This is a genomic window from Deltaproteobacteria bacterium, from assembly GCA_013151915.1.
In the GTDB taxonomy this organism is placed as follows: Bacteria; BMS3Abin14; BMS3Abin14; order BMS3Abin14; family BMS3Abin14; genus BMS3ABIN14.
This window is the reverse complement of sequence record JAADHJ010000028.1, coordinates 35,951-59,636: the sequence shown is the minus strand read 5'-3', so window position 1 is coordinate 59,636 and position 23,686 is coordinate 35,951. Positions and strand designations below refer to the sequence as shown.

General features: G+C 56.4%; 21 protein-coding genes. 20 read left to right on the top strand and 1 reads right to left on the bottom strand.

Annotated features, from left to right (window positions below; all coding sequences use genetic code 11):
- Positions 1-15: 15 nt before the first annotated feature.
- Genes GXP52_05995 through rimI form a run of 3 tightly spaced genes read left to right on the top strand, consistent with a single transcriptional unit; the run spans position 16 to position 2,127 of the window.
- A complete protein-coding gene (locus GXP52_05995) occupies positions 16-897 on the top strand; it encodes an acyltransferase (protein ID NOY86834.1) in 882 nt (293 codons plus the stop codon).
- A gap of 5 nt (positions 898-902) precedes the next feature.
- Positions 903-1,634, top strand: a complete 732-nt coding sequence (tsaB, locus tag GXP52_05990; protein ID NOY86833.1) for a tRNA (adenosine(37)-N6)-threonylcarbamoyltransferase complex dimerization subunit type 1 TsaB — start codon at positions 903-905, stop codon at positions 1,632-1,634.
- A 22-nt stretch (positions 1,635-1,656) separates the two neighbouring features.
- Positions 1,657-2,127 carry a ribosomal protein S18-alanine N-acetyltransferase gene (gene rimI / locus GXP52_05985; GenBank protein ID NOY86832.1) on the top strand — a complete coding sequence of 157 codons (471 nt, stop codon included), beginning with the start codon at positions 1,657-1,659 and terminating at the stop codon, positions 2,125-2,127.
- Positions 2,128-2,176: 49 nt separating this feature from the next.
- Here the strand turns inward: rimI and GXP52_05980 are convergent, their stop codons facing one another.
- On the bottom strand, positions 2,177-2,338 hold the full coding sequence (locus GXP52_05980; GenBank protein ID NOY86831.1) for a hypothetical protein: 162 nt from the start codon (positions 2,336-2,338) through the stop codon (positions 2,177-2,179).
- Positions 2,339-2,367: 29 nt separating this feature from the next.
- Between GXP52_05980 and GXP52_05975 the strand changes: the two genes are divergently transcribed.
- From GXP52_05975 to GXP52_05895, 17 genes are all read left to right on the top strand, one after another.
- On the top strand, positions 2,368-2,580 hold the full coding sequence (locus GXP52_05975; GenBank protein ID NOY86830.1) for a DUF465 domain-containing protein: 213 nt from the start codon (positions 2,368-2,370) through the stop codon (positions 2,578-2,580).
- 87 nt (positions 2,581-2,667) lie between these two features.
- Positions 2,668-4,314: a dihydroxy-acid dehydratase gene (gene ilvD, locus GXP52_05970; protein NOY86829.1), complete on the top strand. Its 1,647-nt coding sequence runs from the start codon at positions 2,668-2,670 to the stop codon at positions 4,312-4,314.
- A 30-nt stretch (positions 4,315-4,344) separates the two neighbouring features.
- Complete coding sequence (gene ilvB, locus GXP52_05965; protein NOY86828.1) at positions 4,345-6,069, top strand: biosynthetic-type acetolactate synthase large subunit; 1,725 nt, start codon at positions 4,345-4,347, stop codon at positions 6,067-6,069.
- Between the two features lie 219 nt (positions 6,070-6,288).
- Positions 6,289-6,774, top strand: a complete 486-nt coding sequence (gene ilvN, locus GXP52_05960; GenBank protein ID NOY86827.1) for an acetolactate synthase small subunit — start codon at positions 6,289-6,291, stop codon at positions 6,772-6,774.
- Positions 6,775-6,799: 25 nt separating this feature from the next.
- Complete coding sequence (gene ilvC, locus GXP52_05955; GenBank protein NOY86826.1) at positions 6,800-7,807, top strand: ketol-acid reductoisomerase; 1,008 nt, start codon at positions 6,800-6,802, stop codon at positions 7,805-7,807.
- Positions 7,807-8,493 carry a phosphatidylserine decarboxylase family protein gene (locus GXP52_05950; GenBank protein NOY86825.1) on the top strand — a complete coding sequence of 229 codons (687 nt, stop codon included), beginning with the start codon at positions 7,807-7,809 and terminating at the stop codon, positions 8,491-8,493. The genes ilvC and GXP52_05950 overlap by 1 nt, the downstream gene beginning before the upstream one ends.
- Positions 8,486-9,313: a CDP-diacylglycerol--serine O-phosphatidyltransferase gene (gene pssA / locus GXP52_05945; protein ID NOY86824.1), complete on the top strand. Its 828-nt coding sequence runs from the start codon at positions 8,486-8,488 to the stop codon at positions 9,311-9,313. The genes GXP52_05950 and pssA overlap by 8 nt, the downstream gene beginning before the upstream one ends.
- Positions 9,314-9,407: 94 nt before the next feature.
- Positions 9,408-10,946, top strand: coding sequence for a 2-isopropylmalate synthase (locus GXP52_05940; protein ID NOY86823.1), 1,539 nt, complete (start codon positions 9,408-9,410; stop codon positions 10,944-10,946).
- Positions 10,947-11,018: 72 nt separating this feature from the next.
- Positions 11,019-12,278 carry a 3-isopropylmalate dehydratase large subunit gene (gene leuC, locus GXP52_05935; protein NOY86822.1) on the top strand — a complete coding sequence of 420 codons (1,260 nt, stop codon included), beginning with the start codon at positions 11,019-11,021 and terminating at the stop codon, positions 12,276-12,278.
- Positions 12,279-12,420: 142 nt separating this feature from the next.
- Positions 12,421-12,924, top strand: coding sequence for a 3-isopropylmalate dehydratase small subunit (locus GXP52_05930; protein ID NOY86821.1), 504 nt, complete (start codon positions 12,421-12,423; stop codon positions 12,922-12,924).
- A gap of 2 nt (positions 12,925-12,926) precedes the next feature.
- Positions 12,927-14,036 carry a 3-isopropylmalate dehydrogenase gene (gene leuB, locus GXP52_05925; protein ID NOY86820.1) on the top strand — a complete coding sequence of 370 codons (1,110 nt, stop codon included), beginning with the start codon at positions 12,927-12,929 and terminating at the stop codon, positions 14,034-14,036.
- Positions 14,037-14,076: 40 nt separating this feature from the next.
- Entirely contained in the window at positions 14,077-15,390 is a 1,314-nt protein-coding gene (locus tag GXP52_05920) for a homoserine dehydrogenase (GenBank protein ID NOY86819.1), read from the top strand.
- Positions 15,391-15,439: 49 nt separating this feature from the next.
- On the top strand, positions 15,440-16,702 hold the full coding sequence (locus GXP52_05915) for a cofactor-independent phosphoglycerate mutase (GenBank protein NOY86818.1): 1,263 nt from the start codon (positions 15,440-15,442) through the stop codon (positions 16,700-16,702).
- Between the two features lie 106 nt (positions 16,703-16,808).
- The gene (locus GXP52_05910; GenBank protein ID NOY86817.1) at positions 16,809-18,032 is read left to right on the top strand and encodes an aspartate kinase; all 1,224 of its coding nucleotides are present in this window, start codon (positions 16,809-16,811) and stop codon (positions 18,030-18,032) included.
- A gap of 35 nt (positions 18,033-18,067) precedes the next feature.
- Positions 18,068-19,675, top strand: a complete 1,608-nt coding sequence (locus tag GXP52_05905; protein NOY86816.1) for a citramalate synthase — start codon at positions 18,068-18,070, stop codon at positions 19,673-19,675.
- A gap of 353 nt (positions 19,676-20,028) precedes the next feature.
- On the top strand, positions 20,029-21,876 hold the full coding sequence (locus tag GXP52_05900; protein NOY86815.1) for a cytochrome C: 1,848 nt from the start codon (positions 20,029-20,031) through the stop codon (positions 21,874-21,876).
- 21 nt (positions 21,877-21,897) lie between these two features.
- The gene (locus GXP52_05895; protein NOY86814.1) at positions 21,898-23,658 is read left to right on the top strand and encodes a hypothetical protein; all 1,761 of its coding nucleotides are present in this window, start codon (positions 21,898-21,900) and stop codon (positions 23,656-23,658) included.
- The last annotated feature ends 28 nt before the right edge of the window (positions 23,659-23,686 follow it).

Genomic DNA, 23,686 nt, shown 5'->3' with positions numbered 1-23,686 from the left:
TATGGAGGAGAAACTATGCTTAAGGTCGCTGCCATCCAGTTTTCCAGCAAAGGCGACTGGAAAAACAACTTCGAAAAAGCCCTGGAACTTTCAAGGCTGGCGGTGGAGAGAGGCGCTAAACTCATCGCTTTTCCGGAGATCTGTACCACAAAATGGTTTCCATCCATGCTGCGTCAGGGATATTTCGACTTGGCGGAAACCATCCCCGGGCCGTCCACCGACCGGATGTGCCGGTTCGCCCTCGAAAACGACGTGGTGGTGGTGCTGCCTGTCTTCGAAAAGGGTGGAAAGGGGAAATATTACAACAGCGCCGCGGTTATCGATGCCAATGGCGCCCTGCTGGGTGTATACAGAAAAGTTCACGTGCCCAACGTGCCCGGATGGAACGAGAGGTTTTACTTTTTACCCGGGGACCTGGGGTTTCCCGTTTTCCCCACCAAGGTGGGCAGGATCGGAGTTCAGATCAGTTGGGACGTTTTTTTCCCTGAAGGTCCCCGCATCCTCGCTCTGAAAGGGGCGCGGATGATAGTCGTCCCCACGTCCAATGCCCACGCCAGCTACAACAGGTGGGAAAGGATGCTTGCCGGCAACGCCATCTCCAACGGGATCTTCATCCTGAGGATTAACAGGGCCGGCAAGGAGGATAAACAGACCTTCTATGGGAAGAGCTTCTGTATGGATCCCCATGGGGAATTGGTGCACAGGGCCGCCGGTGCAAGGGACTCCGTCCACCTGACCGCCGTGGACCTGGGAGATGTCGATAATGTGCGGAACGAATGGGCCTTCTTCAGGGACCGCCGGGAGGAACTTTATGGAGAACTCCAGAAAAGGATGAGCGGAGCTGACGATCTGGGGCTGCCCTCTGTCGGGTATTCAGGCGATCTGGCCGCAAAATGAGAGCCATGGTTCTTCTCGCTGCGGACACATCCACCACCAGGGGAAGCGTTGCCCTGAAAGTTCCTGACAGTAAGGTGATGGAACGGGATCTTCCGGAGGGACTACCGCACAGCGAGACTTTGCTTCCGGCCATTCAGGAGCTATTGGCCGCTTCCGGATTGGGGCCCAAGGATGTGACGGCTCTTGCCGTCGGGGTCGGGCCCGGGGCGTTTACCGGCCTGCGCGTGGGGCTGTCAACATTCAAGGGGCTGGCATTCACCTCCCGTCTGCCCCTGGCTCCCGTTCCTTCACTCGATGCGGTCGCGTATCCCCTTCTTCTCGAAGGCAGAAAGGCGCTGGTCGCGGCAGACGCGAGAAAGGGTGAGCTCTACGCCGCCTGCTATTCCGGCATAACGCCTGAAGGGTTGCCCGCGAGAGACTGTGATGTGGCTTTGATTACCCATCATGCCTTTTCCCAATTCTGTCTGCGCTGCCCTGCCGGGAAGAGAATCGTTGCAGGGACGGGCCTGGCTATGATTAAAGGGATGGTAGATTCCATTCCGTTTCTCGCCCCCGCAGGGGATGACATGGCTTATCCCCGGGCCTCTTTCGTTATGGAGATAGGACAGAAGATGCTCGACCTGGGGAGATCCGTAACCCCGTCCGAATTGTTCCCCTTTTACGTCAGGCCACCGGATGCGACCCCATACAGAGAAGCGGCCGGACCCGCGTCCGGCAACTCCCCCGGCCGCAAGTGAGATTAACCGGGGGGACGCTGAAATGGGTGGTTGCATAGTCGGAAAGGATGGTCTTCAATATCAGGTTTATCCCATGTCTCCGTCGGACCTGGACCGCATCGTTCAAATCGAGGAACTTTCCTTTACCCATCCCTGGACCTGGGACCAATTCCTCGAGGAGCTGAACCGGCAGCCCTTCGCAAGGTGCCTGGTTTCCGCACTGGACCAGAAGGTCTGCGGATACATCATGGCCTGGCTGATTGTGGACGAACTGCATATTACCAATCTGGCCGTTGATCCTTCCGTGAGAGGCAGGGGCGTGGCGAGAGGCCTTGTCACCACACTGATCCGGGATAGCCTCTCCGAGGGAGCCGTCTGGTCCGAACTGGAGGTCAGGAGGTCCAACCTGGCTGCCCAGGCCCTCTACAAAGAGCTGGGTTTCAAGGTCCTGGGGTGTCGGAAGGGTTACTACCCGGACGGCGAGGATGCTCTCGTTATGGGGCTGGAGATGTGAAGGTATCCCAAGATCCGACGGCCAATGGCCAACGTTCAAAGTTCAACGTTCAATGGCCAACTTCCAAAGCCAACTCACCACAGCCTGTCCTGAGTTTGTCGAAGAGAATCACGCCGTCGGCGTGATCGAAGGGAATGTTGTATTTAACCAGAAAGAAAGGGAAAAATGGTTTTGAGCCCTTGACACGGCTCAGGCCGTACCCTATAATCACCTAAATTTTCCGAATGGGAGATAATGTCATTGCCTGACAAAAAAATTGTCGCCAGACTACTCAAGGAGAACGATGAGTTCAGAGCTCTTCACGAGGAACATATGGAGTTTGAGAAGCGGATAGAAGAGTTGAAGAAAAAGAGACCCCAGGACAGTCGCACCTATTTTGAGATAGAAACGCTCAAGAAAAAGAAGCTCAAGGGGAAAGATAAGATGGAGATAATCCTTACGAAACATCGCTAGTCTTTCGCTATTGGCGAGCTCAAGGGGCGAGGCCGATGGCCTCGCCCCTTTTTACATCAGGAGAATGGACAGATCATGAGCAAAAAAATGACAAGCGATCGTGTGAAAAAAGGGCCCGAGAGGGCACCGTCCAGGGCGCTCTTTTATGCTTCGGGAGTAACCCGGAGTTCATTGGAACGCCCCCATATCGGCGTTTTTACAAGTTTTACGGATATTATCCCGGGACACATCGGGATGAGGGAGCTTGAAAGGGCCATTGAAAAGGGCGTTCACTCCGGAGGGGGCGTTTCATTTCTCGTGGGCGTTCCCGGGATGTGCGACGGGATCGCCATGGGCCATGAGGGGATGCGTTACAGCCTCCCGACCCGTGAGTGGATCTCCGACCTTGTTGAGGCGGTCAGCCAGGGACATGCCTTTGACGGTATCGTACTGCTGACCAATTGCGACAAGATTACTCCGGGCATGCTGATGGCCGCGGCGAGGCTGGACATACCTTCCATCGTCGTAACGGCGGGTCCGATGCATTCCGGAATGTACAGGGGCAGCCGGCGTTCCCTGGTGCGGGATACCTTCGAGGCGGTGGGCCTTTATCAGGCCGGCGGCATTGATGAAGCCGAGCTTGAGTGCATGGCCCGGGAGGCATGTCCGGGCGCGGGATCATGCCAGGGCATGTATACCGCCAATACCATGGCCTGCGTCACGGAGGCCATGGGAATGTCTCTTCCCGGGTGCGCCACCGGGCTCGCCGGGTTTTCAAAAAAGCGACGGCTGGCCTTCGAATCCGGAGAACGCATAGTGGCCATGGTCGAGGAGGACCTGGTCCCATCCCGTATCTTGACCCGGGAGGCGTTTTTCAACGGTATCGCCGTCGATATGGCCCTTGGGGGGTCAACCAATACGGCTCTTCACGTTCCAGCCATAGCCCACGAGGCCGGTGTCAGTGTTGATCTTGATCTGTTCGACGAGATAAGCGCACGTACGCCCCATCTTGCCGATATCCGGCCCGGCGGAGAACACTTCATGGAGGATCTCGAGTACGCAGGCGGTGTCCCGGCCATCATGAACCGGCTTCTTCCCCTTCTCGCGGGTTCCATGACCGTCTCGGGAAGGGATATCAGAGATATCGCTTCGAAGTCCCAGGTACTGGATCCGGAGGTAATACACTCATCGGATAACCCCTATCACAGCCACGGAGGGATAGCGGTTCTCAGGGGTAATCTTGCTCCTGATGGCAGTGTTGTCAAACAGACGGCCGTGGCTGAAGATATGCTGCTCTTCGAGGGGCCTGCCCGCGTTTTCGAGTGCGAGGAGGACGCCATGACCGCCGTTATGGGTAATGGGGTTAAGAATGGTGACGTGCTCGTGATCAGGAACGAGGGGCCCAAAGGAGGGCCCGGGATGCGGGAGATGCTGTCCGTGACCTCTGCCATCCACGGAATGGGGCTTAAGGTCGCATTGATAACCGACGGACGATTTTCCGGCGGAACACGGGGACCGTGTATCGGGCATATTTCACCGGAGGCCGCCGCCGGCGGCCCCATGGCGCTTGTCCGGGAGGGCGATAAGATCAGGATCGATATTCTCGGCCGCATCCTGGAAGCGGAAATATCCGACGATGAGATGGCCAGGCGAAAAGCAGCATGGGTTCCCCCCGAACCAAGGGTGAAGAGGGGCATACTGGGCCGATATTCGCGGCTCGTTCGTTCCGCAAGCACCGGGGCCATTCTGGAATAGATCAGTAAGCGGGAAAGCGAGGAGTCGAAGATGCAGATGACCGGCGCTGAAATGCTCATAAAATCTCTGAAGGACGAGGATGTGGAGATCATGTTCGGTTATCCGGGCGGAGTCCTCCTGGATTTCTACGATGCCCTCTTCAAAAGCGGCATGCGGCATGTGTTGACGAGGCACGAGCAGGCCGCCGCCCACGCCGCCGACGGCTATGCCCGCGCCACCGGCAGGGTTGGGGTATGCATGGCCACGTCGGGCCCGGGGGCGACCAACCTGGTCACCGGAATCGCAACGGCCTACATGGATTCAGTGCCCATCGTGGCCTTCACCGGCCAGGTGTCGACCCACATGATCGGCGGAGATGCCTTCCAGGAGGCCGACATCATCGGCGTGACCCGGCCTGTTACAAAACACAGCTACCTTGTCCAGAAGACCGAGGATATCCCCATGGTGGTACAGGATGCATTCCACATTGCCTCCACCGGCCGTCCGGGACCCGTGGTGATCGATCTTCCGAAGGACGTTCTCGCCGGTAAGGGAAAGTATCGGCGGGCCGACGAGGTTGATATCAGGGGATACAAACCCAAGGTGGATGGCCATCCCGGACAGCTGAAGCGTGTAATAAAGGAGGTACAGAAGGCCAAAAAACCGGTTATATACGCGGGCGGCGGCGTCGTCATTTCGGATGCCGCCGAGGAACTGATGAAATTCGCGGAAACGAACCGGATACCCGTAACCAATACGCTTCTCGGTTTGGGAGGATTTCCGGGCGACCATCCCCTTTTTATCGGTATGCTCGGGATGCACGGTACCTATCAGGCCAACATGACCATTCACAATTCGGATCTCATCATTGCCATCGGGGCGCGATTCGATGACCGGGTGACCGGAAACGTCGAGCGGTTTGCCCCCAACGCGAGGGTCGTCCACGTTGATATCGATCCGTCCGCCATCAGCAAGAACATCGTTGTCCACATCCCCGTGGTCGGGGACGTGAAGAACGTACTGCAGGGACTGAATGAACTGCAGGCCGGCCAGGAGCCCGTCTGGAAGGAAATTCGTGAAAAGTGGTTAAATGAGGTCAGGGAATGGGGCGATGAGCGTCCACTTGAATACGATCGCAAGAGCCGCATGCTCAAGCCCCAATATGTCGTCGAGAAGCTGAATGAACTCGCGTCTGACGATGCCATCATCGCCACGGAGGTGGGACAGAATCAGATGTGGGTCGCCCAGTTCTACAGGTTCCGCCGTCCGCGAACTATCCTCTCCTCGGGGGGGCTGGGAACCATGGGGTATGGATTTCCCGCGGCAATGGGGGCGCAGTTCGCATATCCCGACAGGTTGGTCATTGACGTGGCTGGGGACGGCAGTTTTCAGATGAACCTACAGGAGCTTGCCACAGTAGCCCAACACAATCTTCCCGTTAAGATCTTTATCCTGAATAACGGATTTCTGGGTATGGTCCGTCAATGGCAGGAGCTGTTCTACGGGGCAAGATACGCTTCCACCTGCCTTATCTCCAATCCCGACTTTGTCAAAGTGGCGGAGGCGTTCGGTGTCAGGGGGATTCGGATCGCCGAGAAATCGGAGGTGGAAGCCGGCATCAGGGAAGCGTTGGCACATCCGGGGCCTGTTCTGGTGGATTGCGCTGTTGACCGTGAGGAGGGTGTCTATCCCATGGTTCCAGCCGGGGCGGCTGGTTCCGAGATGATTTTCGGCCCGAAGAGCAAGAAGGAAGCAAAACTGAAAGCCGTCAAGTGATGATGACACTTTTCGCTTTCCGCGGAGTAAAAAGCCATTAATGGACTTTTTACGACCCTATCAAAGAAGATGACTTTGTAAAAAGTCATCTTCGCGCCCATTATAAGGGCGCGCAAATCAAAGATTTGTGAGGAAAGTAAAAATGACACTTTTTGCTTTCCGCGGAGTAAAAAGCCATTAATGGACTTTTTACGACCCTATCAAGTAGGGGAGAACCTTATGAAACATACTATTTCCGTTACCGTAGAGAACAAATTCGGTGTCCTGTCACGGGTCGCAGGCCTCTTTTCAGGAAGGGGATTCAACATCGAGAGCCTGAGTGTCGGTGAGACCCTCGATCCGACCATCTCACGTATGACCATCGTCAGCCGTGGGGATGAGCGGATTATCGAACAGGTAATAAAACAGTTAAGGAAGCTCGTAGATGTCATCAAGGTGACCGACCTGACCGGCACGTCTTTCGTTGACAGGGAGTTACTCATGGTCAAGGTCAACGCCACCGAGAAGACCAAGGCGGAGATACTGAGGATCAATGTTATTTTCCGGGGGAGAATCGTTGATATTTCCCATCACAGCTACACATTCGAAATTACCGGTGATCAGGGGAAGATCGATGCGTTTATCAATTTGATCAAACCCTTCGGAGTCAAGGAAATCATGCGCACCGGCAAAGTGGCCATCGCGCGGGAAATGCACACTGAATAGGTTGGTATTAAAGGAGGAGGATGGAATGAACGTGATTATGGACAAAGATATCAAGGGCAACAGACTCAAAGGCGTGAAGGTGGCCATCATCGGGTACGGCAGCCAGGGACATGCCCATGCGCTTAACCTGCATGAGAGTGGAGTGGATGTTAAAGTCGGCCTTCTGGAGAGCAGTAAAAGCAGGAAAAAAGCGACCAAGGCAGGCCTTTCCGTGGCGTCCATTGAGGAGGCGGCAGGCTGGGCGGACCTGATCATGGTGTTGGTCCCGGATGAGATACAAAAATCCGTCTATGAAAATTACATCGCACCCCACGCCGGGAAGAACAGCACCCTGGCGTTTGCCCACGGCTTCTCGATCCATTTCGGGCAGATCATGCCGGCCGCCTCCATGGATGTGATCATGATCGCTCCCAAGGGCCCCGGGCATCTGGTTCGCCAGGAGTATTCCCATGGGAGAGGTGTCCCCTGTCTCGTAGCCGTCCATCAGGATGTAAGCGGCAAGGCGAGGGAAACGGCTTTAGCGTATGCCGGCGCCATCGGCGCAGGACGGGTCGGGATATTGGAGACCAACTTCCGGGAAGAGACCGAGACCGACCTCTTCGGCGAGCAGGCCGTCCTTTGCGGCGGCGCGACCAGCCTGGTGTTGGCCGGGTTCGAAACCCTCGTCGAAGCGGGATATGCCCCTGAGATGGCCTACTTCGAGTGTCTTCACGAGCTCAAGCTCATTGTTGACCTCATGTACCAGGGTGGGATTTCCAACATGCGTTACTCCATCAGCAATACCGCCGAGTACGGAGACCTGACTCGGGGTGGGCGCATCGTCGACGAGGATGTCAAGGATGAGATGAGGTATATCCTCGAGGAGATACAGAGTGGTGAATTCGCCAAGGAGTGGATTCTCGAAAACCAGGCCGGGCGTCCGGTGTTTAACGCACTGAAAAGACAGGGCGCCGAGCACCCCATAGAAGAGGTGGGCCGACGGCTGCGCGCTTTGATGCCCTGGCTGAAGGAGGAAGCCGCGGTCAAGGATTGATGACTTCTTACGAAGTCATCAACGCGCCCACAGAGGGGCGCACCATCATCGGGGTCGCTTCGGAAGGCCTGAAGCCGGCCGGTCTGTTCGCGGCCGGAGCAGTGGTTCTTTTCGCCTTCGGGGCTGCGGCCGCGGGGATCTTTTTCCTGGCTGGATCCGTCGCCATCCTGCTCTTCTTCCGGGACCCCGAAAGGAAGGCACATGCACGGCCCGGCGAGGTTTTTTCCCCGGCTGACGGCCGTGTCGTAGCAGTGGGACCGGTGGGGGAAGAGAGATACCTGCGAGGATCCGCTCTGAGGGTCAGCGTTTTTATGAGCCTCTTTAATGTTCACATCAACAGAATCCCTTTCCCGGGCCGCGTGCTGGAGGTCAGACACGTCCCGGGCGGTTTCAGGATGGCCCACCTCGATGATGCGAGTCTCCAGAACGAGCGGACGGAGATACTCATGGAAGACCCCTCCGGACGCAGGATCTTAATGGTCCAGGTGGCGGGACTGGTGGCGCGCCGTATTATCTGCCGCCTCGTTTCCGGGGACCGTGTTGAGACAGGGCGCCGTTTCGGGCTTATCTGTTTCGGATCAAGGGTCGATCTTTATCTTCCACCGGAGACTGTGCCCGCCGTTAAACCGGGGGACCGGGTTCGGGCGGGTTTGTCGGTTGTGGGAAGGCTGGAACCCAATGGGTGAGATGACAGGTTCGGATTCCCAGAATCATCGCAGAGCCGTATATCTGTTGCCCAACATGATAACGAGTCTCGCACTCTTCGCGGGGTTTTTCTCTGTCGTTTCATCCCTCAACGGTGAATTCGTCAAGGCCGCCGTGGCCATCCTGGTGGCAGGCCTGTTCGATGCCCTGGACGGAAGAATAGCCCGACTCACCCGGACAGCGTCCCCCTTCGGGGTTCAGTACGATAGCCTTTCGGACCTGGTTGCTTTCGGGATGGCGCCGGCCATCCTGATGTATACGGCGGTCCTCAAGCCGTTGGGCCGTTTCGGCTGGCTTGGGGCTTTCCTCTACCTGGCGTGTGGTGCCCTGAGGCTTGCGAGATTCAACGTGCAGACTCAGAAATCCGGCCAGAAGCATTTTACGGGCCTCCCTATTCCCGCCGCCGCAGGCGTAGTGGCTTCAGGGCTGCTCCTTGTAGGCAGCGAGGGGTTGAAAAGCAGCTTAATAAAGGTGGGGGTCGTGATGGGTGTATATGTCCTGTCCCTGCTTATGGTCAGCAGGATACCCTATCCTGGATTGAAACAGGTTGTAATTCCTCGCAGGAAGGCCTTTCAGGTCCTGGCCGGGGTGGTTATCTGCCTGGTCATCGCGGCGAACTACCCTGAAAAGTTCCTGTTCGGTTTTGCCGTATTCTACACTGTCCTGGGTCCTGTTTTTGGGGCCTGGTTCCTTAGAAAGCTCGCTGGTGGGGAGGTCATACACATGGAGAGCTATACTTTGGAGGATGAGGACATCCTCGAGGGTGATGAAGAGGAGGTGGTGACGCGAAATGGGGCTTAGTGAATGTGACCTTGGATTGACCGGGCCTAATCGGCATATTCTTCCATCCCTTTTAACACCGGGATGGGAAAAGTCGGCGGAAGGAGAGAACAGGATGTCTGACAGGATTGTCATTTTCGATACCACGCTGCGGGACGGTGAGCAGTCGCCCGGAGCATCAATGAACCTGAAGGAAAAAATCCAGGTTGCCAAACAGCTCGACCGGCTGAACGTAGATGTAATCGAGGCCGGGTTCCCCATCGCGTCGGAAGGTGATTTTGAGGCGGTCAGGGCCGTAGCCGCAACCGTTAAAAGGCCGCAGGTAGCAGGGCTGTGCCGGGCCAGCAGGAAGGACATCGACCGGGCATGGGATGCCCTGAAAGCGGCCAAAAAGCCCAGGATTCACACCTTCATAGCAACCTCTGACATACACATCAAGTACAAGCTTCAGAGGACCCATGACGAGGTCAGACAGGCTGCGGTGGACGCCGTTCGGCATGCCGCCGCCTATACGGAAAACGTCCAGTTCTCCGCGGAGGACGCCGCCCGGAGCGACGTCAGCTATCTTTGCGAGGTGGTTCAGGCCGTCATCGAAGCGGGAGCGAGGACGGTGAATATCCCCGATACGGTTGGCTATGCCATCCCCGATGAGTTCGGGGGGCTCATCGCCGCCCTTCTGGATAGGGTTCCCAATTTCAACCAGGCTGTTCTCGCCGTCCATTGCCACAACGACCTCGGGCTGGCGGTCGCCAATTCCCTTGCGGCGGTGGCGAACGGTGCGAGACAGGTGGAATGCACGATCAACGGTATCGGGGAGCGTGCGGGCAACGCGTCCCTGGAGGAGATCGTCATGGCTTTAAAAACCCGCCATGACCATCTCGGGTTTACCAGCGGCATCAAAACGCATGAGATCTACAGGTCAAGCCGGCTGGTTTCATCCATAACCGGGATACTCGTTCAGCAGAACAAGGCCATTGTCGGCGCCAACGCCTTTGCCCACGAGGCCGGGATACATCAGGACGGTGTACTGAAAGAGAAGACGACCTACGAGATCATGACCCCGGAATCCATCGGTGTTAAAGAAAGCACCCTGGTGCTGGGAAAGCACTCCGGGCGCCACGCCTTCAAGGAGAGGATCAAGACCCTGGGGATGGACCTTGATGATGAGGAAATGGAGAAAGCCTTCGTGGCTTTCAAGCGGCTGGCCGACAAGAAAAAGACGGTTTTCGATGAGGATATAGAGGCTATCGTTGCCGATGAGGTCCACCGCATTCCCGACAAATTCAAGCTCTTGAGCATTACCTTTACCAGTGGAACGAATGTCGTTCCTTCCGCTACCGTGGAGCTGGAGGTAGACGGAAAGGTCAAGGCCAAAGCGGAATTCGGTGATGGCGCTGTGGACGCGGCCTTCAAGGCCATCAGAAAAATTGCCGGGAGCCGTGCCAAACTTGTGAGATATACCGTCTCAGCCATCACGGGAGGCGCGGACGCACTGGGAGGAGTCTCGGTCAGAATCAAGGAGAACGGAAACACGGTGACCGGACAGGGCGCTTCCTCCGATGTCATCGTGGCTTCGGCCAGGGCCTTCGTAAACGCGCTCAACAAGATGGAATACCGGAAGGCCAACCTGGCCGTTGAGAAGCCGACCCTGTAAATTGGTGCGCAGGCCTCATTACTCGAATCTGAGACCTGCGCGCTCCTAACTGGGCGAGTTGAGGGTTTATCCATGTCAATGACCATCACAGAAAAGATCCTGGCTGCCCATACGGGCAGGGATGATGTGCATCCAGGCGAGATAATAATGGCCGAAGTGGACCTGGCGCTGGGTAATGACATTACAGCTCCCATTGCAATCAGGATTCTCCGGGACCGTGGGATCCGTCAGGTTTTCGACAGGGACAAGATCGCCCTGGTTCCTGATCACTTCTCTCCCAACAAGGATATTGAATCCGCGGAGCAGTGCAGGGAGATGAGGAAATTCGCCGAGGATTACGGGATCAGCCACTACTTTGAACTTGGGGAGATGGGGATCGAACACGCCCTTCTGCCCGAACAGGGTCTTGTGTTGCCTGGAGATCTGGTTGTCGGGGCGGACAGTCATACCTGCACCTATGGCGCCCTTGGGGCTTTCTCAACCGGCGTTGGGAGCACCGATCTGGCCGGCACGATGATCGGCGGCAAGGTGTGGTTAAAGGTACCCGCCACCATGAAGTTCGTCATCAACGGTGCAATGAAGCCGTGGGTAGGGGGGAAAGACCTCATACTCTACACCATCGGCAGAATCGGGGTTGACGGCGCACTATACAGGTCCATGGAATTTACGGGAACCACCATTGAGAATCTTGGAATGTCCGATCGGCTTACCATGTGCAACATGGCCATTGAGGCCGGGGCAAAAAACGGGATTATTTCCCCCGATACTGTTACCGGGGAATACGTCAGCCGGAGGGCCGACAGGGATTATACCTTTTACGCCTCTGACGCCGGGGCGGAATATGAAGCGACCATAGAAATGGATGCTTCCGACATCGATCTTCAGGTTTCTTTTCCCCATCTGCCGGAAAATGCCAGAGCGGTAGGTGAGGCCGCCGACACCACTGTTGACCAGGTCGTCATAGGGTCCTGCACCAACGGGCGTCTTGAGGACCTGCGGGTTGCGGCAGGCATAATGAGGGGAAGAAAGGTGGCCAGGGGGGTCAGGGTGATCATAATACCCGCCACGCCGACAATCTATCGACAGGCCATGGATGAGGGTCTTTTCGGTGTCTTCCTGGACGCCGGGGCGGTTATCAGCACCCCCACCTGCGGGCCGTGCCTTGGAGGGCACATGGGGGTTCTTGCGGAAGGGGAGCGTGCCGTGGCGACCACCAACAGGAACTTCGTGGGTCGAATGGGACATCCGAAGAGCGAGGTCTATCTGGCTGGACCGGCCGTGGCGGCCGCAAGCGCTGTGACGGGGACCATCAGTTCCCCCGAGGATCTTTAGATATGGGGGGATAAAACAGTCCAGAGTCCAGAGTCCAGAGTCCAGAGGGGAAAGCAGTATAGAGGTATCGGAGTTACCTTGAACCCTTGAACCCTTGAACTCTTGAACTCTTTTGAACCCAGTTCCACACCGGAGATTGAAAATGAGCAAAGAGATATTGAAAGGCAAAGCGTGGCGGTTTGGTGAGGACGTGGATACCGACGCCATTATCCCGGCGCGCTACCTGAACACGTCGGATCCGAACCAGCTGGCGGCACACTGCATGGAGGACGCCGACCCTTCCTTTCCCGCCGGGGTTTCCCCCGGCGATATCATCGTTGCGGGGAAAAACTTCGGCTGCGGGTCCTCACGGGAACACGCTCCCATCGCCATCAAGGCCGCAGGGGTTTCCTGCGTCATCGCTCCCTCCTTTGCGAGGATCTTCTACAGAAACTCATTTAACATGGGCCTCCCGATCTTCGAATCCGTTGAAGCTTCGGAGAAAATCAATGCGGGCGATAAACTCGAAGTGAACGTCTCCGGTGGTTTTATCTCAAACCTGACACGTGGGGAGAAATACCCATTCAAGGTCATTCCTGCCTTCATGATGGATCTCGTAACGGCGGGAGGACTCATTCCCTATCTCACCAAGGAGAATGCCCGATGAACATGGAAGCAGGAAAATTCAATATTCTGGTCCTGGAGGGGGATGGTATAGGCCCGGAGGTGACGGCTGAGGCATTGAAGGTACTCGATACCGCCGGTGCCGCCTTCGGGGTATCATTCGACCTCACCCACGCCCTGGCCGGCGGCATCGCCATCGATGAGGAGGGTGCGCCCATCTCCGCTGAAACACTCAACATGGCCGGGAACTCCGATGCCATAATATTGGGGGCCGTGGGCGGACCGAAATGGGATGATCTGCCTACGGACCGCCGGCCTGAAAAGGGCCTGCTCGCCCTCAGGTCCAATCTGGACCTTTTCGCGAATCTCAGGCCGGCCATCGTCTTTCCCTCCCTGGTACAGGCGTCGACATTAAAGCCCGAGGTGGTTTCCGGTATCGATCTTCTCGTGGTACGTGAACTTGTTTCCGGTATCTATTTTGGCGAACCTCGCGGGATAGATGAGGGCGGAGATGAGCGGGTAGGGTTCAATACAATGCGCTACTCCGAACATGAGATTGAAAGGGTGGCAAGGATGGCTTTCGAGATGGCCGTGAAGAGGAGAGGTAAGGTTACATCCGTGGACAAGGCCAATGTCCTGGAGGTCAGCGGCCTCTGGAGAGAGATCGTCAAGGATGTGGCCGGGGAGTTTCCCGATGTGGAGCTGGATCACCAGTTCGTTGACAACTGCAGCATGCAGTTGATAAGGAACCCCGCCCAGTTCGACGTCATCCTCACCGGAAACCTTTTCGGGGACATCCTTTCTGACGAGGCCTCCATGCTCACCGGTTCCATCGGAATGCTTCCATCGGCCAGTATCGGTGGAGGCTGCGCAATGTATGAGCCATCCCACGGCACTGCGCCGGACATCGCGGGACAAGACAAGGCCAATCCGCTGGCGGCCATCCTTTCCGTGGCGATGCTGTTCGAGATTACCTGCGGTATGATCGATGCCGCCCGGGCCGTGCGCTCGGCTGTGGAGGGTGTCCTCCAGGATGGTTATCGTACGGGGGATATCTTCAGCGAGGGAACACGTCTTGTCTCCTGCTCCAAAATGGGCCGACTGGTGGCCGACAGGGTTGATGACTTTGTAAAAAGTCATCAACGCGCCCATTGATGGACTTTTTACGCTCCTATCAAGGATGGAGGACAAGGAAGTGAAGCCTGTCAGGATCGGGATCATTGGACTGGGAAACATCGGGTGCGGGGTCATGGAGATCCTGCAGCGCAACGCCGGTCTTCTGGCAAGCCGTCTGGGCGCGTCCATCGAGGTCGCCAGGGCGGCGGATATTGATCCGGACCGTCCCCGGGGCGTAAAGATCCCAAAAAAGCTGTTGACCACCAATGCCATGGACGTAATCGACGATCCCGAGGTGCAGATCGTGGTGGAACTCATCGGCGGCATCGAACCGGCACGGAGCTATATCCTTGCGGCCATCGACAGGGGAAAGCACGTTGTCACCGCCAACAAGGCCCTTCTTTCCACCCACTGGCTTGAGATTTCGAAAAGAGCCGAGGAGAAGGGGGTAACCCTCGGGTTCGAGGGAAGCGTCGCCGGAGGGATCCCCCTCGTCCGCACAATCAAGGTCGGGCTCGTGGCAAACCGGATTCTTTCTGTGACCGGAATCATAAACGGGACGTGCAACTACATACTGACCCGCATGCACAAGGAACGCATGACCTTCTCACAGGTTCTAAAGGATGCGCAGGATGAGGGGTACGCCGAAGCCGATCCGGCCATGGACGTTGAGGGTGTCGACGCTGCGCAGAAACTGGCCATTCTTGTCAACCTTTGCTTTAATGTCCCAGTCTCCCCGGAAGATTTTCCGTACCAGGGGATTTCCCGATTGATCCCGCTGGATCTTGAAATAGCCGAGGAATTCGGGTGTCGGGTCAAGCTCCTGGCAACGGCCAGGCGTTCCGGCGACGAGGTCGAGGCGTGGGTCCACCCATCGCTTGTTCCGGAAGGGCATCCTCTCGCCACTGTGGATGGGGTTTTTAATGCGGTTTACCTTCAGGACGACAACCTCGGCCCATCTCTTTACTATGGCAGGGGGGCGGGGGGGCTCCCCACCGGCAGCGCCGTAGTTGCGGATGTGGTTTCCTGTGTTCGTGACATCCTGTCCGGGGCGGTGGAGAGGATACCCGTGAGCGGCTACAGGACCATGAGTAACGGGGAGCCGCCCATGAGGCTTGCAGAGAATACGGCCAATGAGTTCTATATCAGGGTCTCCGCCCACGACAGCCCCGGGGTACTCTCCACCATCTCCGGTATCCTGGGTAAGCACGGGATCAGTATCGGCTCCGTAATACAGAGGGGCCGGGAGACGGACCAGGGGGGTGGGGTACCTCTTGTGATGATTACCCATGAGGCCGTGTTCTCACGTATGTTAAAGGCTCTTCGGGAGATCGATTCCCTGAATGTGACGATGGGGGAGAGCTTTTTGATGAGGATATTGATGGGCTCGTAAAAAGTCATAAATGGACTTTTTGCGACCCTATCAATAAGTGAAAGTTAAAATGACCGAAAAACGTAAATATATCATTCTTCTGGGAGACGGGATGGCCGACCGGCCAATGGGGGAGCTGGGGGGAAAGACCCCCCTGGAAGTAGCCGACACACCCAACATGGACCGTATGGCCGGAGACGGTGTGGTCGGCCTGGCGCGAACCATCCCCGAGGGGATGGCGTTGGGCAGTGACGTGGCAAACCTCTCGGTTCTCGGCTATGACCCGGCCGTCGTCTACACGGGGCGGTCGCCCATCGAGGCCGCGGGCATGGGTGTTGATCTTGGCCCGGATGATGTGGCCTTCCGTTGCAATCTTGTTACTCTGGGCCTGCCGGGGGAGGACGGGCCGGACACTGCGCTGCCACACGGGGATGTCGATCCACGATGGATTATGGTGGACTTCGCCGGAGGTCATCCCAATGGTTCCGAGGCTGCGTCCATATTGGAAACCCTGACCGAAAACCTCGCAGGGGATGGGATCGAATTTCACCCGGGCGTCTCCTACAGGCATCTTGTGGTCTGGAGGAACGGGTTGGACAGCCTTGAAATAGCCCCTCCCCACGACCTGACGGATCAGCCTGTCGGGACGGGGTGGCCGCGGGGCGAGGCGGCGGACATGGTGCTGGACCTGATGAAGCGCTCGGTGCGGGTCCTTCCGGAGAACCGGGTGAACCGCGCGAGGGTTCGTTCAGGGGAAAACCCGGTTAACGCCATCTGGCTCTGGGGCCAGGGCAAACGGCCCCACATCGCCCCTTTCCGTGAAAGATACGGGCTCGACGGCGCGATGATAACGGCTGTTGACCTGTTGAGAGGATTGGGAGTTTCCATAGGGTTTTGCGTAGTGAAGGTTCCGGGGGCGACCGGATATCTGGATACTGACTATGCCGGTAAGGCTTCGGCGGCTCTCAGCGCCATGGATAAGGTTGATCTGGTTTACCTGCACGTTGAGGCTCCGGACGAGGCCTCCCACGACGGTTCGCTGGAAAATAAGCTCAGGGCGTTGGAGGATTTCGATGCCATGGTGGTCGGCCCTGTTCTCGAAGGTATGGAGTCCAGGGGAAAGCCATTCAGTGCCCTGGTAATGCCCGACCATGCCACTCCCCTTGCCATCAAGACCCATTCCGGGGAACCGGTGCCCTTTGCCGTCCTGGCTTCCGAGAACGCCGGGAACGGTTCGGGTCTGAACTTCTCCGAGAGGAGCGCACAGAGTACCGGCCTGATCCTGGATAGGGGGCATGAGCTCATGGGGCGGTTTATCGCCGGGAAGTTGTAATCTGGACCAACGTCCAAGGTCCAACGGGATAGAGAAAGTTCAACGTTCAATGTTCAACGGGATAAAACATCCGGGACCTGATAAAAAACGTGGAGGGCGGAAATAAATGGCGTTAATTGTCCAGAAATTCGGCGGAACGTCGGTGGGCAGTATCGAAAAAATCCGTCATGTCGCGAAACTTGGCAAGAGGGCAAAGGACGGCGGCAACGACGTAGTGGTGGTCGTCTCAGCCATGGCCGGTGAGACCAATAAGCTGGTGAATCTTTGCACCGCAATCATGGAGTCGCCGGACCCCAGGGAATACGACGTCGTTGTGTCTACCGGCGAACAGGTCACCATCGGTCTTCTGGCAATGGCCCTGAAAACCATGGGCGCAGACGCCATCTCACTCCTGGGTTCCCAGATCGCCATACGTACCGACCCGGTCCATTCAAAGGCGAGGATCCACCAGATTGATGACAGGAGAATTCTCGAGAACCTGAAAAAAGGAAAGATCGTTGTTCTCCCGGGCTTTCAGGGCGTGGATGAAAACGGAGATATCACCACTCTGGGCAGGGGAGGTTCGGATACTTCAGCTGTGGCTGTGGCCGCTGCGCTTAAGGCCGATGCCTGCGAAATATACACGGATGTTGAGGGTATCTTCACCGCCGATCCCCACGTGGTGGTGGATGCCAGAAAGATATCCAGGATCTCCTATGACGAGATGCTTGAGATGGCAAGCCAGGGGGCCAAGGTTCTCCAGATCCGTTCGGTTGAGTTTGCCAAGAAGTACCATGTTCCCCTGCATGTGCGCTCGACTTTCAGCGATTCTGAGGGTACCTGGGTTACAAGGGAGGATAGCGATATGGAAAGGGTGATGGTATCGGGGGTGACATGCGACAAGAACGAGGCCAAAATATCGGTTCTCAGGGTTCCCGACAGGCCCGGGATCGCCGCGAGCATTTTCGGGCCTATCGCCGAGGCCAACATAAATGTGGACATGATCATCCAGAATATCAGTGTTGACGGGTACACCGATATGACTTTTACCATTCCCAAGACGGACATGGCACAGGCCCTGGAAATTGTTCGGGAGGTCAGCAAGGATATCGGGGCCAAGGATGTCCTCACCGACGAAAAGGTGGCGAAAGTCGCCGTCATCGGTACAGGAATGAGAAACCATTCCGGCGTGGCATCCAAGATGTTCCGTGCGCTCGCGGATGAGGGCATCAATATCATGATGGTGAGCACCTCGGAGATAAAGGTGTCCTGCGTTGTGGAAAGAAAATATGCCGAGCTTGCTGTTCGTATCCTTCATGATGTGTTTGATCTTGGAACGGAGAGCGTATAAGCGGTCATTATGGCGGCGGGGAAGGTGGAAAGGCAATGGCTGGAGTAAAAGAAGGCAAGGATGAAGGCAGGCTTGTTATCTACGATACGACCCTGCGGGATGGTACGCAGGCCGAGGAGATCAGCCTTCAGGTAAAGGACAAAATAGCTATCGCCCATTGTCTTGATGACCTGGGGATCGATTTCATCGAGGGTGGATGGCCGGGATCCAACCCCAAGGACATGGAATTTTTCGAGAGGGCGGCGGATCTGAAACTTACCACCTCCCGTATTGCAGCTTTCGGGTCTACCCGCCGCAAAAAGATCAAGGCGGCTGATGACCCCCAGATCCAGGCGCTCCTTAAAGCTTCCGATGTCATCACCATATTCGGTAAAAGCTGGCACCTTCACGTAAAGGAGGCCCTGAGGACATCGCTGGAGGAGAATCTCGAGATGATCCACGATTCGGTCTCCTACCTCAAGGCCAATGCGGACGTGGTCTTCTATGACGCAGAGCATTTTTTCGATGGTTATAAGGACAATCCGGAATACGCGCTCAAGACCCTGCAGGCTGCTCACGAGGCTGCGGCCGACTGCCTTGTTCTCTGCGACACCAACGGGGGGACAATGCCCAGCGAACTGGAGAGGATCATCATGGAGGTCCAGCGAGAGATCCCCGACGTCGGACTGGGGGCCCACATGCACAACGATTCTGAGTGCGCTGTTGCCAACTCCCTCCTCCTTCTCCAATTGGGCGGCCGACATGTTCAGGGAACCATCAACGGATGGGGCGAAAGGTGCGGGAACGCCAACCTGTGTTCCATCATTCCCGCCGTCATTCAGAAAATGGGTATGAAAACATCCGTTTCACCGGAGAAATTGTCGAGGCTAAGGGAGATCTCAAGGACAATTTCCGAATTTGCAAATATGACCCCTTATTCCCGTCAGCCTTACGTGGGAAGGAGCGCCTTTGCGCACAAGGGCGGTGTTCACGTTTCGGCAATGCAGAGGGACCGGAGGACCTACGAGCATATCGACCCATCTTCAGTGGGTAACAGGACCAGGGTTCTTCTTTCCGATCTCTCGGGGAGGAGCAATATCCTTTTCAAGGCCGCGGAGTTCGGGATCCAGGTGGATGATAAGGATCCCGCCATTGCCCAGGTACTCGGGGAGATAAAGGATCTGGAGAACAGGGGTTTCATGTACGAGTCAGCCGAGGCTTCATTTGAACTTCTCCTGAAAAAGGCCTTGGGTAGACATCGTCGATTCTTCGGGTTCAAAGGGTTCAGGGTGATCGACGCGAAGAGAGAATGGGACAAGCCGCCCCTCTCGGAAGCCACTATAATGGTCGAGGTGGACGGCAGCGTGGAACACACCGCCTCTGTCGGGCACGGTCCCGTGGATGCCATGGACGCCGCCTTGCGCAAAGCTCTGACCAAATTCTATCCCGTTCTCGAGGAGGTCAGACTGCTGGACTATAAGGTCAGGATCCTGCCGGAGAACAAGGGAACGGCGGCCGTCACCCTGGTAATAATCGATTCCGGGGACGGAAAAACCATATGGTCCACCGTCGGTGTTTCCGAAAATATCCTCGAGGCCTCCTGGCAGGCCCTCGTTGATTCCATCGAGTACAAGCTCTTACGCGAGGAAACAGGGGAGACATAAACACGGCCCCTGTCGCCGGTAAGACAGGTTTGCGTCCGTTTCCGTTCCCGGATTGCTCGTGAATAACTTCTCAATACAGAACCCGCTGTTGACACTTGACTAGCGGGTTTTATTGTGCAAAAAAGTGCAGTTGAGAAAAGAAGGAGTCGCACAGGTATTGTGAATAGTAGAACATAAGTGCGGTCATGCCGATTGCATAACCGCACTGCGCCCATTGAAGGGCGCCCAGATTGACAACTTGCGTTGCAAGTCGTCAATTTGGGAGGAAAGCGAAAATGACATTTTTCGCTTTCCGTGAAGTAAAAAGCCGTGATGGATTTTTTACGACCCGATTATATACGGAGGGGTAAATAATGGCGGAAAGTAAAAATATCTTTGAGAGAGGCCTGTGGCGTAATCCCATGAGCTATTTGGGGATGCTTCTCTCCATCGGGTCGGCGCTGACGATTCTCGTACTGCTTGTCATCGACTTTCTGGCCACGTTTTCATCGCCATACTTCGGCGTCCTGCTCTTTTTCATCCTGCCCGTATCTTTCATGGCAGGTTTTCTCCTCATTGTGTGGGGGATGTGGGATGAACACAAAAGAAGGCGCAGGGGCCACACCGACGAAATACCGCAATTCCCAGTCCTGGACCTGAACGATCCGGGGAACAGGGTAAGGTTCTTTGTCTTCATGGCAGGCACGGTGTCTGCCGTGATCCTCCTGACGGTCATTGCCTACCAGGCATATCATTTTACGGAGTCGCGGGTATTTTGCGGAGATCTGTGTCACCAGGTGATGGCTCCCGAGGCGACCGCAGCGAAGAACTCTCCCCATGCCAGGGTCTTGTGCACGGAATGCCACGTGGGCCCGGGGGCGGGATGGTACGTCAGATCCAAACTCGCGGGCACCAGGCAGCTGTTCGCCGTTCTCCTGAAAACCTATCCCAAACCCATCCCGCCGGCCATTGAGCATCTCCGTCCGGCCCGTGAAACGTGCGAGGAATGTCACTGGCCGGAGAAGTTCTTCGGCAGCAAGATGACGGTGAGGACCCACTTCGGTTTTGATGAGAAAAACACCCCGCATGACGTATCCATGCTCGTGAAGATTGGAGGGGGCGAGAATTCGAGCGAGGAAGTCGGGTCCGGCATCCACTGGCACATGCTTTCGGAGGAAAAAGTGACTTTCAGGGCTGCAGATCCCGGACAGCAGGTAATCCCCACCGTCTGGGACAAGCAGGCGGACGGCACTGTGGTGGAGTACAAACTCCAGGACTACGAGGAGAAGGAAAACAGTGGGGGCGGACGCGATAAGGATATTCGGCTTGTGGACTGTGTCGTTTGCCACAACCGGCCGACGCATATTTTTAACTCCCCCCAGCGCAGTATGGACCAGGCTCTCCTGAATGAGACCATTGACCACACCTTGCCTTATATCAAGCGTGAGGGGGTAAGGGTGCTTGTAGGGGATTATAAAACGAAGAAACAGGCCTTCGAGGAGATAGACAGCAAGCTCAAATCGTTTTACGATCGGAAATACCCCGAGGTGGCGGCCTCCAGAGCCGACGATATCAACCAGGCAATAAAGGCAATTCAGTACATATACGACCAGAACTTCTTCCCGTCCATGAAGGTCAGCTGGAAGATGTATCCCAACAATATCGGGCACAGGGACTCCCCTGGCTGTTTTCGTTGCCACGACGGCAAACATGTCAGCAAGGACGGCAAGGTCATCCGGCGCACGTGCACAATCTGCCATACAATGCCAAAGAGCGGCCCAAGCAAGCACTGGGCGGAGGGATACCCTGCGGGGGCAAAATGGGAAACCTGGCATCCCTGGGCGCTGAAAGGTAAGCATGCTCTCATGAACTGCAGCACCTGCCATACGGGTGGGATGCTTCCGCCAAGGGACTGCGCCACCTGCCACGAGGAGAAGAACGTTACCCACTATTCCAAAAATGGAGGCATGAGCGACTTCGAGTGTTCGGACTGCCACCAGGACCTCCAGAAGGTCAGGCCCCTTGTGGAATGTACGGATTGCCACGATGACCTTGGCGGGCTTCATGTGAAGGTGGAGGAGCACAAAGATGCCGACTGTACCACCTGTCACCAGGCCCACTTATGGGTTGTGAACAACAGGGATACCTGCTATCAGTGCCATGATGACAGGACGGATCATAACCCCGAAAAATTTTGCGGGGACTGCCACAAGTTCAATTAAACCGCCCGGTGAGGGGAACTTATGGCTGACGACGTGAAGGATCTGTCCGGCAGGATCGAAAAACTTTCGCGGGAAGTGGAGGCGCTGACCGGAAGGGTCAGCGCCATGGAAAAAACGATAAAAACCTCTCCGGCGGCAGACCGGGGCGGCAGACCCGCCATAACATTGCCGGAAGGAACAGCCCCGGAACCAAAGCCTGGAGGGCTGACAACGGGCGGGATGGCCGCTGTACTGTCGCGGTTTACCGCCGTCAGTATTATTCTCCTTTTTGCCCTTCTCCTGAGAACACTGACGGATAACGGGATGATCGGGGTCACCTTCGGTTCCATCCTCGGGGTTCTTTATGCCTCACTCCTCGAGGGAACCGGGTTGATCATGTACTCCAAATCCCATTCCTTCGCTCCCATCTTCAGTGTCAGCGGAGGACTCCTTCTCTTTTCCGTAGTCTACGAAACGCATTCCAGCTTCGGTTCCATTCCATCCCTTGCCGCCTACCTCATGCTGGTTGTAGCGGCAGGTGGAATGGCTGTAATCAGCCACAAATACCGGGCGGCCATTCCCGTCAGTGTGGGTACAATGGGGATTATCGCGGCCGGGATACCTATTGATTTTCCCAATCCCAATTTTCTTTATCTCGCCGCCTTTCTCCTCGCGGTAAATATTATCGCCTTTTCCGCCGTGAACCTGCCGAAATGTCGGTGGATCCGGATCGTTGCCTTTTCGGTGACCGCGCTTTCCTACCTGGCATGGGATTACAAAATGTTCGCGTACCAAAAGGATGGCGGGGTTCTGAACGGCATATACTCCAGCGTATGGTTTATCCCATCCCTGACGGTGATATCCGCTTTCTATGTCGGGTTCGCCTTTCTCCGCATTCCAAGGAGGAAGGAGGAACGGCTGGGGGTGTTCGATTCCATATTGCCGACTTTAACCTCCGCATGGGCCTACATGCTCGCAAGGTTCCACCTGCAGTCTGACCTGGGAACCATGGTGGCGGTGGGGGCCTTCGGAACATTCATCGCAGCCGTCCTCATGGGCATGGCTTTTGTTATCGTCAGACGCCGAGAGGACGGTGCATCGGGCATTAATACACTGGTCTTCCCGGCGGCTTTCCTCCTGGCCATCTCCTTCCGGGACCTTTCCGGCGAATCCGTGATCGCCCTGGCCGTTCTCTCCCTGGCCGCCTACGGCCTTTCCTACCTTTCCGTGGCGTGGAGCAGTGCGGGAACCCGCGTCACTTCCTACTTTCTCCAGGGAACGGTGATGGGCGCCTCTTTCATCCTTCTCACCGGCAATCCACCGGGAGCGTCACCTGTGGTTACAATTGCCGCAATGGCCTCCATCACGGCTGTTTCATTTTTCCACTATCGTAGGGCGAGAAGGATCATTCCGCCCCGACATGCCCTGTTTTTTTCCCGGCTTGACAGGTCTGACAGGAGCGCCCTGATCCTCCTGCTTGTCTCCCTGACCGGTGCCTTTATGGCCTTACGGGCCGTTGCTTTCGTGGTTTTGGGAGGCCCAACGGATGCATTCAGGTGCGCCCAGTCGATTATCATCAATGTCGGGGCCGCCCTGCTCTTCCTGGAAGCGTATCGCAGGAGGAATGTGGAGGTCCGAAACGTCGCGGCGGGAGTTACCGTCATAGGCGCCATGAAGGTCTTTATTGTCGACCTGTTCGGGACCAAAGGTATTCCTCTTGTGTTGGGGGTCCTGTCCTTCGGGGTAGCGGCCGCGCTTGGTTCCGCAGTGCTGAGCAGGTGGCATCGCCACGTCGAAGATTGATTTTTTCTTTACAACGAAGTTGCTCGGG